The sequence below is a fragment of the Pseudoalteromonas sp. JB197 genome (assembly GCF_002332205.1).
Lineage (GTDB): Bacteria > Pseudomonadota > Gammaproteobacteria > Enterobacterales > Alteromonadaceae > Pseudoalteromonas > Pseudoalteromonas nigrifaciens.
Window position 1 is genome coordinate 2,381,009 of record NZ_NRGZ01000001.1, and the last position, 14,631, is coordinate 2,395,639.

Annotated in this window: 12 protein-coding genes and 1 pseudogene; 3 read left to right on the plus strand and 10 right to left on the minus strand. The window is 38.3% G+C overall.

The window, feature by feature from the left end; all coding sequences use genetic code 11:
- Positions 1-9: 9 nt before the first annotated feature.
- A complete protein-coding gene (locus CIK86_RS11280) occupies positions 10-2,097 on the plus strand; it encodes a hypothetical protein (RefSeq protein WP_008467210.1) in 2,088 nt (695 codons plus the stop codon).
- Positions 2,094-2,516 (plus strand): hypothetical protein, encoded by a 423-nt coding sequence (locus CIK86_RS11285; RefSeq protein ID WP_008467209.1) that lies wholly within the window; start codon positions 2,094-2,096, stop codon positions 2,514-2,516. The genes CIK86_RS11280 and CIK86_RS11285 overlap by 4 nt, the downstream gene beginning before the upstream one ends.
- 360 nt (positions 2,517-2,876) lie before the next feature.
- Here CIK86_RS11285 and CIK86_RS11290 read toward each other — a convergent pair whose 3' ends face one another.
- From CIK86_RS11290 to CIK86_RS11325, 8 genes are read right to left on the minus strand one after another with little or no spacing between them, the layout of a single operon-like run.
- The gene (locus tag CIK86_RS11290; protein ID WP_008467207.1) at positions 2,877-3,215 is read right to left on the minus strand and encodes a DUF6488 family protein; all 339 of its coding nucleotides are present in this window, start codon (positions 3,213-3,215) and stop codon (positions 2,877-2,879) included.
- Between the two features lie 25 nt (positions 3,216-3,240).
- Entirely contained in the window at positions 3,241-3,771 is a 531-nt protein-coding gene (locus CIK86_RS11295) for a hypothetical protein (protein ID WP_008467204.1), read from the minus strand.
- Between the two features lie 13 nt (positions 3,772-3,784).
- Positions 3,785-4,480: a HupE/UreJ family protein gene (locus tag CIK86_RS11300; protein ID WP_008467202.1), complete on the minus strand. Its 696-nt coding sequence runs from the start codon at positions 4,478-4,480 to the stop codon at positions 3,785-3,787.
- Positions 4,470-7,613, minus strand: coding sequence for a CusA/CzcA family heavy metal efflux RND transporter (locus tag CIK86_RS11305; protein ID WP_008467199.1), 3,144 nt, complete (start codon positions 7,611-7,613; stop codon positions 4,470-4,472). Before CIK86_RS11305 ends, CIK86_RS11300 begins: the two co-directional genes overlap by 11 nt.
- Before the next feature lie 9 nt (positions 7,614-7,622).
- Positions 7,623-8,861 carry an efflux RND transporter periplasmic adaptor subunit gene (locus tag CIK86_RS11310; RefSeq protein ID WP_008467197.1) on the minus strand — a complete coding sequence of 413 codons (1,239 nt, stop codon included), beginning with the start codon at positions 8,859-8,861 and terminating at the stop codon, positions 7,623-7,625.
- 8 nt (positions 8,862-8,869) lie between these two features.
- Positions 8,870-10,150, minus strand: coding sequence for a TolC family protein (locus CIK86_RS11315; RefSeq protein WP_008467195.1), 1,281 nt, complete (start codon positions 10,148-10,150; stop codon positions 8,870-8,872).
- A 12-nt stretch (positions 10,151-10,162) separates the two neighbouring features.
- Positions 10,163-11,137: a M56 family metallopeptidase gene (locus CIK86_RS11320; protein WP_086996595.1), complete on the minus strand. Its 975-nt coding sequence runs from the start codon at positions 11,135-11,137 to the stop codon at positions 10,163-10,165.
- A gap of 2 nt (positions 11,138-11,139) precedes the next feature.
- Entirely contained in the window at positions 11,140-11,523 is a 384-nt protein-coding gene (locus tag CIK86_RS11325; protein ID WP_008467191.1) for a BlaI/MecI/CopY family transcriptional regulator, read from the minus strand.
- Positions 11,524-11,619: 96 nt separating this feature from the next.
- Here CIK86_RS11325 and CIK86_RS11330 point away from each other — a divergent pair.
- Positions 11,620-11,972: pseudogene (locus CIK86_RS11330) on the plus strand (DUF3147 family protein).
- Positions 11,973-12,158: 186 nt separating this feature from the next.
- Here CIK86_RS11330 and CIK86_RS11335 read toward each other — a convergent pair.
- Both CIK86_RS11335 and CIK86_RS11340 read right to left on the minus strand, forming a co-directional pair.
- Complete coding sequence (locus CIK86_RS11335; protein ID WP_254910741.1) at positions 12,159-12,467, minus strand: hypothetical protein; 309 nt, start codon at positions 12,465-12,467, stop codon at positions 12,159-12,161.
- A complete protein-coding gene (locus tag CIK86_RS11340) occupies positions 12,424-14,463 on the minus strand; it encodes a PHP domain-containing protein (RefSeq protein ID WP_024596479.1) in 2,040 nt (679 codons plus the stop codon). The genes CIK86_RS11335 and CIK86_RS11340 overlap by 44 nt, the downstream gene beginning before the upstream one ends.
- Positions 14,464-14,631 lie beyond the last annotated feature (168 nt).

The window sequence follows — 14,631 nt, forward strand, 5'->3', positions numbered from 1 at the left end:
GGAAATGCTATGAAACCGTTACTTGCTGCACCAGAACAAGTTATAAAAGAGAATACTGTTTTTGTTGAACAGGCAATACAGTATTTTGAAAATAAGGATTGGGACAATTTAAACAAAATCCCAGTAATGATTGACCAAAATGGTAAAACCATAAGTTACTTTGGCGATAACACATGGGATTTAACACACTATGTAGATGTCAAAATTGTTTCGAAAAAGCGGGCTTCTTTTACTCATTTAACAACTATTTCCTTGTTGCAAGAACAAAAGTTACTCGCATTCCTTGGTTTATTTGCTGTCGGCACCTTAAGGCAAGGGGCAATGATAAAAACCACAACATTTTTAGAGAGAAATATCAATTTAACCCAAGTATATAAATACATAGAATCCATCAAAGCAGATTCGATTTGTGTCCTTAACCATCCCATACAGTTTTCTAGGTTTTGCGAATATTTAAAGTCACTTAAAATGAGTGGGCCATATACTTCAAAACTTATTTTCGCATTAAACTGGATCGAAGCGGTTAAGAACCAAACCCCCATAAAACTATCATTACCTTTGACGACATCAATTACAGAATTAGGCCGTCAATTAGGTTGCCCAACCAAACTAGAAAGTGAGCAGTATTACGCTATACCATCACGCTTGATGCAACTCATATACTCAAAGGCTATCGAGTATATAGATACTTACTATCCTATTCGAGATACATTATTAGATATCCATACCGAGCAGCAAGAAAACTATGAAATTGGCAAAGCGGCTGTTGATAACAAAATAAAATCAGGTCAATGGAACTGGTTAACATCTGATTCCCCTCACTACAAAGCTGAGATAACTAAAGCTAAACCCCAAACTTCTACCAATATACTTAAAAGCTATATTTCCAACGCTGATATCGAAAAATTAATTCCTAGTGATATACGAAGATTCAATTGGTTATACTCCCATATTCTAACTTGCTGCTTTATAATTTGTGGAGCCTTTTCGGGCATGAGAAGAAGCGAGATCTATAGTTTACACTCTGATAGCTTTAAAACATTAAAATTAAAAGACCAAGTGTTTTATTCGTTACAATCCTACCACAGTAAAATGACACCTGCGGTGCCTGAAAAAGCAGAGTGGTTGGCATCTCCAATTACTGGGAAAGCAATCGAGCTCGCATCACTACTCACTCAAAATATGAGAACTCAACTCATGCTCTCAGATGACCGAGTCGAAAATGCTAGAGCCTCAAGCATCTGGCTAGTTCAACAAATGAAATGCAGAAAGCCAAACATGCTGACAGGTCCACCTTTTGCTCTTCATCATAAGCAGCTAGTAGAAGAGGCTGGCGCCATCGTAAATGAGCAAGATTATGAAGAGTTTAAACTTCTAAATCCAAACCTAAACATACACGCTTACAAGCAAAAGATAGTTATAGGTAAGCCTTGGGCTTTTACAACCCACCAACTCAGGCGAACTTTTGCAGTATTTGGTAAACGCTATAATTTACTCTCTGACGTTGCCATTAAACAACAGTATAAGCATATATATTTACCAATGTCTCAATGGTACTCAGAAGGAGGCGTAGCAGCCAAAATAAAACATGTAAAAGTGGACTCAGAACTCAATAATTTACTTCAAGAAGTGGATAAAGAAGTCACTACACAACTATTGCATCAGTGGTATAACTCAGATGACAAGCTATATGGTAAGAAAGGTATAGATGTTGTTAAAGATAGAGAAGATACCGCTGTTAAATACTCATCCTGGGATGCTCTTTATGCTCAAGTATCTGCTGGTAGAATATCTATTGCTGGTACACTTCACTCATACTGCATGGCTGGTTATGAATGCAGAATGGAAAAGGTCGTATCACCAACCAACTGTTTTAACTGCGAGAACGTTGTCATAGACGAAACTAAAGCACAAGCTTGGCAAAAACGACATCAGTGGATTGTTGAGACTATAACTGAAATGGAGCAGCATACTAAACTATCTCAATCGCAGCTAAGCCATTTTATTACGCAATTACGTGCAGCTGAAAAGGTTATGGACTACTTTGAGATAAGCTACACTCCATACAAACCCGAAATTGAGATCAGACAGCTTTGAGTAAGTCAGAGAATACAAGGTTAGAGCTTCTAAGCGCAATTGACAGGATACTTTCTGGCGATACAGTACGTATTGATGCCAAACGAGGTTTAAGTGCCATTGCAGTTGAGGAAGAAGCTAACCTTGGTAATGGCTCAGCTTACTATTACTCAGACGTCATTGAAAAAATTAAACTACTAAAATCAAAAGCTATAACAAAAAAGCAAGCACAGCAAAACTCAGATGTTACTAAGTTACGTGAAAAGCTTGCCAACGAGAAACGGTTAAAAGAAAAATATCGAGCGGAAATAGCCAGCTTAAAAGAGCAAATGGCACAAATGGCTTCTACCCACAATGCCCTAGCGCTTTCAAATCACCAGCACTTAAAAAAGATTAATGACCTCGAATCTGAGTTATTTCTGCTTAAGGGAAGTAACTAGCAGAATGTACCAATTTATAGCATGTATTAGTTTAGACTTGAACTTACAGCTATATATTTTTATATCATAAGCTTAAATTTCATAATGAGAAAACGACAAAAGTACTGACGCTTAGGTGAGAATAAAAAGCCCTCTTCAATATTATGTACAACTAAAGCCTTCCTTTTCTCGAAAAAGAGCCAACTTTCATTAGTAAAGCGGCTTAAAGACCAGCTAATACAAAAATATTTTATAAAAAACAAATGCGACACCCATTTTAGTTATTACCTACTAAGCCTTACCTTCTAATTTAATTAGTGTCAAAAATACAAATTGAAAATTGACACTGTAAAAGCTCACAGTGCCAATTTACCTTTAAGCTTAGAAATCGTTCTTCGGTTTTACATCTAGTAGCTGACCATTTTTAGCTATTTTGAAATAAACGTGATCACTACCGTTATTATTTGATGCTTGAACAACATAATAGTCACCGTTCTTGCTTATGACTGAAAACGCTTCTGAAGAAATATCTTGCCAAGAATCATTTAATTTTCCAACTTCAAAACCATAGTCTTTAAAGGTCAATTTTTTTATTGATTTAGCTGCGATACTAATCGCTTGTTGATCATTAATGTAGCCATGGGCATGATCACTATGTGCTAAAACACCAGTACTCATTAACGTAATACAAACTAAGACGATTGAAATTAATTTATTCATTGTTTTCTCCGGTTAAATTTTAAGTTTACTTTTTTAAGCCAATCACTTTAAATTGACCTTTTACTAAAAGTTGTATAGCCACGGGGTTATCTGAGTTGTTTTTCCAGTACCAGCCATGTGAGCCCCCAAATGGGGCGGTAAAGCTGCCCTTCATTTCGCTTAAATTGGCAATTGCATAGCTTTCGAAGTAACCGGTTGTGTCTCCTGCTGGCTCTCCGTGTAAATCAAAATGTAAAGAAGCGCCATCGGTCATCCATTCGTAGGTCATTTTTTCATATTGTTGCATCTCAAATTTATATTCAACCCCGCGATTTGCAGGGATAGTGACTTCAATTGTTTGAAACTCATCACTGCCCACTTGCAATGAATCTGATGTTTTAAGTGGTTTTTGCGCTGATGCCTGAGCTATTTTAGTAACGCCCAGTTGTTTACCGATCCCGGTTGGATCAATGTTATATTCTGCCGGAAGGATAAATAGCACAAAGGCGATTATCGCAACTAATGAAGCGGTGATACTGGCTTTTATAAGTGTTTTTGAACTAACTGTATGTTGCATATATTTCTCTAAATTAATTAATTATATAGCCGGTTAATTGAAGGCCGACTAGCATTAAGCCGGCACTCATTAACGCACCGTTGATAAATGTTGAAAAACGATGAAATGACGGCCGTTTACGCCACACATTAATGGCAATTAAAATAACTGCGAGCGCTAAAAATTGGCCAAGCTCTACGCCAATATTAAAGGCGATTAGGTTTGTCAGTAATCCATCTTCGGGTAATTGAAACTCTTGTAACTTGGTTGCTAGACCAAAGCCATGAAACAAACCAAAAATAAGCACCGCCATTTTTGTATTTGGCTGCCAATTAAAACAACGCTTAAACCCACCTAAGTTATCAAAGCCCTTATAAATAACTGAAAAACCAATAATAGCGTCAATTAAATAGGCATTAATCTGAATATCGCCAAGCACACCTAATAGTAACGTTGTGCTGTGGCCGATGGTGAACATGGTGACATACAGCAAAACCTCTTTACTGCGATACAAAAAGAAGATAACACCGATTAAAAACAATATATGGTCGTAACCGGTGATCATGTGCTTTGCACCAATATAAATAAATGGCACAAACTGTACGCCTTGGTTTTGCTCTAAAAAAGCGCGAGTGCTGTCATCAACTCCATGGGCCAAGGTCTCAAAGCTAAGAAAAGCCAAAACAAGCACCATAATCATTATGCTAACGTTTATTATTTTAGTTGACATCATGTTGCTCCAACGTTTCACTTTCAGTCAAAATAGACTCCTTTTCATTGTGTAAAAGTCGATACAGTGCGGGGATCACAAATAATGTTAGTAAGGTCGACGAAATAATGCCGCCAATTACCACGGTTGCTAAAGGCCGCTGTACTTCTGAGCCAATCCCTGTATTAAGTGCCATAGGAATAAATCCTAATGAGGCAACCAGTGCTGTAGTTATCACTGGGCGAAGACGTGTTAATGCCCCCTCTGTTATCGCTTGATTAAGCCCCATTCCTGAGCTGCGTAATTCACGAATAAACGATACCATTACCAAGCCGTTTAATATGGCAATGCCGGATAAAGCAATAAAACCGACCGCTGCAGATATTGAAAATGGAATATCACGTAACAGCAGTGCTGCAATTCCACCGGTAAGCGCTAAAGGCACACCGGTAAAAATAATCGCAGCATCTTTAAGTGAGTTTAAAGCTAAAATAAGCAAGCCTATAATCATTAACAATGTAACGGGCACAACCACACTCAAACGCTCAGAGGCCGATTGTAACTTTTGATACGTTCCTCCGTATTCAATCCAATAACCAGCAGGAATAGTGACTTTATCTTCAATAATTGTTTGAATATCTCCAACAAAGCTTCCTAAGTCACGTCCTCGTACATTGGTAGTCACTACAATACGACGTTTAGCATTTTCGCGATTAATTTGACTTGCGCCATTAGTGAGTTTGATTGTTGCTAACTCTTGGAGCGGCACAGCGCGACCATTAGGTAAATTAATAGGTAAGTAACCTATCTCTTGCACATTATTACGCTGCTGCTCTTCTAAACGAACAACAATATTAGAGCGGATATCCCCTTGATAATACTTACCTGCAATAGTCCCTCCTAATGCGGTGGCTAACTGTGACTGAATGTGTGCTTTGCTGATACCAAACTGGCTTAGCTTTTCAGTATTGGGTACAATTTCAAGCATTGGCAACCCGCTTGTTTGCTCTACCATTAAATCGGCAATACCGTCAACATTTCCAATAGCGGATTCAATCTCCTTACCTAACGCAGCAAGTGTTTCAAAGTCATCACCAAACACTTTAATTGCCAGCTCAGCGCGTACACCTGCTAATAATTCATTAAAGCGCATTTGAATTGGTTGTAAAAACTCATAGCGGTTACCTGGAATTGGCTTAACTAAGGCTGCTAACTCTTCAACAATTTGTGCTTTTGACTTATCAGGGTTTGGCCATTGCTCTCGTGGTTTTAGAATAATAAAGTTATCGGCTACGCTAGGGGGTACTGCATCTGTTGCTACATCTGCGGTGCCAATTTTTGCAAATACACGCTCGACTTCAGGCATCTGCGTAATTTTTTCTTCCAACACTTTTTGTAGCTCAATCGCTTGGCTTAATGATGTACCAGGAATACGAAGCGCATGCATGGCAATGTCTCCTTCATCAAGATTTGGTGCAAACTCGCTTCCTAAGCGTGTCGCTTGATAACCAAAGAATGTTACGAGTAAACAAGTTATTAGCACCACAGCCCAGCGGCCTTTTAATGCTAATGAGAGTACCGGCTTATAAATACGACTTAACCCCAGCATAATATGATTAGGTTTTTCTTTAATTGGCTTTTTAAATAATAGGGCGATCATTGCAGGCACAAATGTGATCGAAAGCGCCATTGAACAAAGCAAAGCAATCACAACCGTTAATGCCATTGGATGGAACATTTTTCCTTCAACGCCTTCAAGCGCGAAAATAGGTAAATAAACAACGGTGATGATGAATACACCGAATAAAGCGGGTCGAATAACCTCTCGTGTAGCCGTAAAAACAATGTCTAAACGTGCTTTTAAAGAAAGAGGGGTATCACCTCTCATACTTAAACGACGTAAGCAGTTTTCGACGATAATTATCGTACCATCAACCAATAGACCAAAATCTAATGCCCCTAAACTCATCAAGTTTGCACTGACTCGCGTATGTACCATACCGGTTATTGTCATCAACATTGCAAATGGGATCACTAAAGCCGTTAAAAATGCGGCTCTGAAATTCCCCAGTAATATAAATAATACAACAATAACTAAAATGGCCCCTTCGAGCAGGTTAGTTTGAACAGTATTAAGCGTTTTATCTACCAGTTTAGTTCGGTCATAGACGGCTTTTGCAACTATACCTTCGGGTAAACTGCCATTGATTTCTTTTAACTTTTCACCAACGCCTTGTGCAACTGTGCGACTGTTCTCACCTATTAACATGAACACGGTGCTCATCACCACTTCGCGGCCATTTTGTGTAGCAGCACCAGTACGCAATCCTTTGCCATCACTTATAGTGGCAACATCTTTAATAAACACTGCACTGCCGTCTATGGTTTTGATGGGTAAATTAGTGATTTCAGTTAAACCAGCAACCTGACCTGGGACACGAATTAACCATTGCGCACCGCTTTTTTCAATAAATCCGGTGCCTTGGTTTTGGTTGTTTTGACCAATAGCATCAACAACATCTGCTGAGGTAAGATTATAAGCCAGTAGTTTTTCAGGTTTAAACGCAACGAGAATTTCACGCTCGTAACCACCAATAGGGTTTACTTCAACAACACCTGGTACCCGCATTAATTGAGGGCGAATTGTCCAGTCATGTACTGTTCGTAAATCAATGGGGGTTATATCACTACCGTCGGGATTTTTAGCACCAGGCACAGCATCAACCGTAAACATAAAAATCTCACCTAATCCAGTAGCAATGGGACCAAGCTCAGGTAAAAGGTTTATCGGCAACTCCGAACGTGCACTAGACAACCGCTCATTAACCAACTGACGAGCAAAGTAAACATCGGTATTATCAGCAAAAATAGCAATAACCTGAGATAAACCATAACGAGACACTGAGCGTGTGTTTACAAGTCCTGGTAACCCCGCAAGTGCGTTTTCGAGGGGGAAAGTAACGCGTTGTTCAACCTCTAACGGCGTATAGCCTGGCGCTTCGGTGTTGATCATAACCTGAACATTGGTTATATCAGGTACTGCATCAATAGGCAGTTTAGTAAAATTCCATAAGCCTAATCCTGCAATGGCTAATACCATGACAAGAACGAGGATATTGCGCTTTATAGCAAAGCGTAAAATCGATTCTAACATTACGCTCTCCTAGTGATCGTGTGACGCGCCAGATTTTTCAATATCGGCTTTGATGACATAGCTATTTTCAGTAACATACTCGGTACCGGCAGGCAGTCCACCTAGTACTTCTATCCATGTTGCATCTGAACGACCCAGCTCAAGCATCCTGACTTCATATTCATCAGCGACTTTTGCATACACGACCGTAAAATCACGAAAGCTCTGTAAGCCTATTTTCTTTACCGCTAAAGGAACTTCAAAAGAAGCAGTTTCAATATCGGCTTTAACAAAACTCCCTTCCAACAAAGGCTCAGTCTGTTGTGCCAACGTAACCCACACCATTCTTGCCTGATCACTTCTAACTTTTGGCTCTATAAATGATACCTTACCAGCAATATTCACAAGACTACCTTCTGCCTTAATGCTCACTAGAGTGCCTTGAGATACTTTGCTGTAATCGCTCGGGTAGACAGCTAATTTAACGACAGATTGACTCGCGTCTGTGATAACAAGCAGTTCACGGTTATTCGTTTGCTCACCTGAATTAGCCATTTGTTTTGCGACAAAACCAGCAATAGGCGATTTTATCTCATAGGGGTTTAAACTTTCATTACTTTCAATCGTCATTAAAGTTTGGCCTTTATTTACTTTATCGCCAAGCTTTACATTTAAGTGCGTAATAACACCTTCAAAACGTGCAAAAACAGTGCGGTGCGCACTCGGCGGTAACCAAACCTGTCCATAAGCAGGGATCGTTTGATGAAGCTTTTGAGACCCTGCAATTGCAGTTTCAATCGCCATTGCATCTACTACTGCGGGTTCGATTTTTGTTCGCCCCTCTAGGTTATCGTATTGCCAACGATATGTTTTTCCTTGGTAGCTCGCATTTACTGTGACAATAAAAGAGTGCGGTTCGTAAATTTCCATATCCCCACGTAAAAAGTCACTTTGGCTAATAAACTTAATATCATCAATCACATTACCTAATCGGGTTAACGTAACCGTTAATTCAACATCGTCGGGATTAATTGGGTTTTTATTATCTGTTAACCATACTCTAAACTCAGGTGGTACGCCTGTTTCGAAAATCGCTAACTCCAATGCGAAGTTTCCTTCACGAAGCATACGACCATTATGCGGCCCTTTTTCAGGCTCTGCTTGCTCTGTAGTAGGTGTTGATACTGCGCTAGCGGGTAAATGTACCCCCGCGCTGAGGCCGAGTAATACGGCAACGGTTATGGAGGAAATAAAGTTTGTCGTTTTCATAAATAATCTCATTGTTCTATCGATGCGCCAGTAAGACGCTGAATTTCTATATGTTGTAAATGTAAGCTTTCATAAGCGCTAAGTAGTTCTGATTGCGCGCTTAATTGCGCCTGACGCACGCTACTCCACTGGTTGTAATTCAATTTACCAACGTTAAATGCTTGTTTTGCTTGGGTAAGCGCGGTTTCTAGCGTGGGAATGATTTCATTTTTTGAGGTGGTAATTACATGAACAGAATGCTTAACTTCTTGAAGCAAAGCATAAAGCTGGCTATTAGCTTGTTGAGTTAAACTCTTCGCTTGCGCTGTTAATACATCTTGCTCGGCACGTAACTTAGCGACCGTTCCGGCATTGCTGCCAGATGCTCCCCACGGAATAGAAACACCGGCCACGAGCCCATAGTCATCCGTTGATTCATAACGACGTAAGCCTGTTGTAAATTGCCATTGTGGTTTTGCTTCAATTTGAGCTAATTCAATGTGTGATTGTGCAATACGTTTTTGACTTGCTAACTGCATCAAACGAGGCGCATTTTTAAAGCGCTCGAACTGTGACTGAAAATCTACAATTTTAGGTAACTGCAATAAGTTACCTGTAAGTGTAAAGTCAGTGCGAGGCTCTGCCCACAAGGCTGAAAGCTGATATTTTCCGCTGGCTATTTCATGCTCAAGATCTTCGACAAGTAATTTTTGTTTAATTAGTTCAGCTTTGGCTAAATTTTTATCAATAGCCAACGACTGACCAATACGAACTCGTTTATCTATTGCATTTACAACTTCATTCGCTTGTCTTACTGCCATTTTATTGAGCTTTAGTGCCTCTTCTTTCACCAGTAGTTGAATAAATTGCTTCGCAGTCATCGCGGCTAAATCAAGTGCAATAATTTGTTTATCTAAACGTAACTGCTCAAGTTCAGACTGGCTTGCTTTTACGCGACTATCAATTTGCTCTTGTTGAATCAGCCAAGAGAAAGTTAAGGTTGATTGCATATTTTGCAAACCACTATGCTCACCTGTCCCAAAAGCATCTTCAACCATTAAGCCTATTTGTGGTCTTTGGCCTATACTTGCTTGCTTTATTTTGCCTTGCTGGGCTTTATCTCGATAAAAGAAGCCCTGTAACTGCGGGTTGTTAGCAAGCGTGAATGAGATGGCTTGCTTTAGATTTAATGTTTGATAAGCCTCAGCACTTGCAAAACACGGCAGTGCTGTAAAAGCCATCAATACCCCCACAAAAAACCGACTGCCAATCGGTTTTTTGTGGGTGAAATGACTACTAAATGATTTCATTTTAATCCTTACTTAGTGGATGAAAAAAGTTTCGATAAGATGGTGGACACTATCGACAGTCGACAGTGTGAATAAACTGATAACCACAAAGCTAAACAAAGTGATCATTAAAAGTAGCTTAGGCGTAGTGGAGATTGGCATTAACAATGTTTGTATACGCTGAGTTATTTGCTCATTACTAAAATGACTCATGTATATATTGTCATTCGTAATATGTTGTTGTCGTTGAAATCGAGCAACATTAATAAGTGCTTGAGCCACATCTAAGCCATCAAAACTTTGCGTTGCACCGACATCAGCAATTTGTTCTGTTAAAGCCGTATAAGATTGCTGTAACGCCGCGCGCGTTGACGCAGGAAAACACCAACCAAATAGACTAAACAGTGTTTTAAAAAGCGGATCTCGGGCTTTTAAATGTGCTAGTTCATGCTGTATGACTATGTGTACTGTTTTTTCATCAAGTGCTTGTAATCCGCTGGTTATATATACTTTTGGATTGAAAAAACCAACAGTAAATGCCTCTGGTATAAGGTGTTCAATAACGTGTACAGACTGGTTTGGATAATCTTTGTGAGGTTGAGTATTTGATAAAGCCAACAGACTGCTCATTGCTGAACTATGTCTATTAAGACTAAAAAATGCATGTACGCTAGCACTTGCCATCAAACAAACAGCCGATATAAGCAATACCGAATGCCAACTATATACAGAGAAAACCTCAAGGTGATGCCAGTGAGCGACTCCTTGCCACCAATTAGACATTGGATTTTGATGTGCCTGCCAAAATACAGCTGCACACAATAATGAGATCCACCAAGGGCTGCTAATAGTTAACCAAAGCATGAACTTACGCTCGGTAAACTGGAAAATAGTAAGTTTTTTACAAAGCGAGGTGTGGAAGAAGGAAATCAATATGATCACACAAATAAAAGCGGTCACCGCTGCGCTCGCTAGACTTAAAAACACGGCCCAATTTCCAACAATCATGTTTACACTTTTCCGCTTCGTAGTTTTCGCTGCTGCTCTATAAGTTTTTCGAGCTCATCTAATTGTGTATCATTAAAATTAGTCGAAGTAGAAGAAAATGCAGCAATTAAACTGTTTTCACCCTCTTCAACAAAGTCAGCTGTAATATCATTTATTAAAGTAGCTATAAGCGAGTTACGATCAACTTTAGTTCGGTAATTATAAGCATGACCCTGCTTAGTTCTGCTAAGAAGGCCTTTTTTATAAAGTCTTTCAAGGGTGCTTTGAATAGTATTGAGAGTGCAGCCACGTGTTTTACCTAAACGACTGTGCACATGCTTTGCATCCGCTTCTTTAGAAGACCACAAATATTGAAGTACTAGTTTTTCTAATTCGCCTAACTGCATAATCAAATATCTCTTAACAACATAGCCATATCATGGCAAAATAAAAACCGATAGGCAATCGGTTTTTATTTTTTTATTTAAAAAGGAAAGTAATACATGGGTTGGATAATTTTTAAATACTTAGTGACAGCAGCAATTGTTGTAGCGGTTTCAGAGGTCGCAAAGCGCAGTGATAAACTCGGAGCACTAATTGTAGCACTTCCATTGGTAACCATTTTAGCGATGATTTGGTTGTACGTTGAAAAACAGCCGCCAGAAAAATTGCGAGTCATGCCTGGTACACATTTTGGTATGTTGTGCCTACCTTACCGATGTTTTTAATATTTCCATCATTACTACACCGATTTGGTTTTTGGCCATCACTCGGCCTCAGCGCCTTAATAACTTGTTTTATTTTTGGAGTGTTTGCATTCGTCGTTAGTAAATTTGGAATAAATTTATTACCCTAAAAGTTGTTTCTGAAATTAATAATATGGTGAAATCAAGGATGTAGCTGAGGCAATAATTTCGATACTTATCTCTAAAAAATTTCCCATTACTTAGCAGAGTCAAATAAAAGCTAGCCTTATTTATGTACTAAGAGTGATAATATAAACAGAAAAGTCCTATTACTCAACTCTGATGTTCAACTTATATTAACTGTATTTAGCTAAAGCATCTTTGAATATATTTTCACTCTCATCTTTAAATCTGCTTCTTTGGTTATTGAGTTCATCGAATTTTACATATAGGTTTTTATAGATAATTTCATGTGCTTTATTGTGAACTTCGGCTTCAGAAGGATCATCCATCTCAAAACAATCTTCTAAACACTTGTTAACTATAACCAGTATGTCCTCCTTAGATATATCATCCAACACTTTCCAAGAATCCCCATCCAAAGAAAACTCTCCTTTGCCATTAACGATCTTCAAGCACTTCATATTCTTTTCTCCTAACTGCATAAGGTTCACGACCTGCTTCTAAACAATCAAGCAGTACTTTATGATTATCAGTTTCCATGCCATCAAGGCCAACTAGTACCTTATCCGTTGGGTAACCTGTATATAAATCATACTCAACTTTTCCATCATTTACCCTCTTGCTTGTATACACAAGATAATCAGGCTTTATTGATGCACCAACGGTACTGTTGTGTGTCACCAGAATTACGGGCATGAAGCCAGACATTTCCTTTATAAGACGATTTACTTTTTTATATAAAAATATGTTGTCAAAAGAAGATTCTGGCTCATCAATCAATAGTAAATCAAATTGACTAGCATCACTTATTTCTTGTAATAATCGATATTCAGATCTCTCCCCGCCTGATACCTGGTACCCAGAAGAATTCAAAATATCGTAGTTAATTTTAACAAACAATTTGTGGTACTCAGTCTCGGCGAGTTCTTCTATTTTTCGTAATTCCTTCAAGTAACTAAAGCCAGTCTCTTCGTACTTAGAGAAGGAGCTAACGAAAGAAATCCTTCGACTTAATACACCACCAACATCACGAGCATTTGTAAATTTGCTTCTTTTTGCTACCTTAGAAAATCCTTGGATATCCTTACGAAGGAACTCAGTGTCTTGTTTTATATTCCGACACAGAGTATTAAATTTCTCGACCCTCTTAAGGTCTAGAGCATGCTTATATAGATTGACATCACTAATTGGAGCTGCGGCTGTATGCATTTTCAACTCACTTTTAATATTGTCTACAAGATCATTAACAAATGATTTCTTGAGTTCCAGGTCTTTATTTTTGTTATGTTCTTTTATTAAATCAACAACCAAATTTTTTAGATTATCATCCGAAACATATCTATTGATAATCTCTCTATACCCAGAGTTATCAGCTAAAACCATAGCCGCATTGATGAGAGTCTTCAATGAATCTAAATCATCAATAGTAAAGCCTGATTCAGTGAATAAATGAGCCTTAGCAAAAGCATCAAGTTTATGCGATTCAGCAGCATGACTCAGTAAAGAATCAACAAAGTCATTAAGCTCTCTATCTGAACGACTAATATCAACATCTCTCATCAAATCAACTGACTCTTTAAATTCCTTTAAATAGTTCTCGGTAATCCTGGATTGACTCGTCGAAAGACTCCTAGAAAAATCCCTTTCATCATCTTCATCTCTCTGTAACAGAGAAAACTGCCTAACATACTTAACTTTTACATCTTCAGTTGTATTCTGCTCCGCAATTAAATTGAGTGTATGTGACTTACCAGTCGAACGTTCGCCTAGAACAACGTTTAAACCTGTAGATAATTTCAAGCCATTATTCAACGCCTCAAAGAATTGATGCCCTTCTTCTTTTGAAAGATGTACTTTATACTTATCTGATAGTGCAAGCTTTAAAGCTTTGAGTGTAATTTCCCCAACATCAATATATGTATGCCTTGGAGGAACAACATTTAATTTATCTTCTACACGTAAGTCACTAAAACATACAGGCACGAGTGCATCTGCATCTTTAATACTGTAAATAAACTTCCTAGGGCTTGTAACCTCACCAGTCATTACATGCTCTCTCAGCTTATTGAGCGTCTCCTCTTTTATTTCTGGGGACTTTTTGTAATGAGGGATCAACAGGTAATTTGAAAGGCTTGTAAAAACTTCATGGAATTCTTCAAATGTAATCGAAGTATATTTATCAGGTATGAGTTCTGTAATCATGTCGCAGCGACTTTTAAAGTCATTTAACTCATTATCTTCAGCTATTACTAAAAGGTGAGTTCCCTCTATATCTACCTCAATTCCTGGAAAGACTTTAACTGCAAGCTGTTGTTGGATTATACGGAACTGCTCTAAATCAAACATATTATGATTAGTAATTGCGATGGCGTCTAATTTAGCCTCTTCTACATACCATTTCATCCGCTCCATACTAAAAGTAAATTTCTTATCGCTCGGTGTACTGACAGTATGTATGTGTAAATCAATTTTTTTCAAAGGCTTTCCATTCCTATTTTATTGAAGTCTTTCAAAGATTAGCATAGAAAATTAGATTTTGAATTAGTCTTTTTAATACGATGAAACCTTTTCGTGCTAGTAAAAAGTTTTTAAATTATCTTAATAATATAATCCAACGGTGTAACTCTTAAAAATGGAAAGTACAAA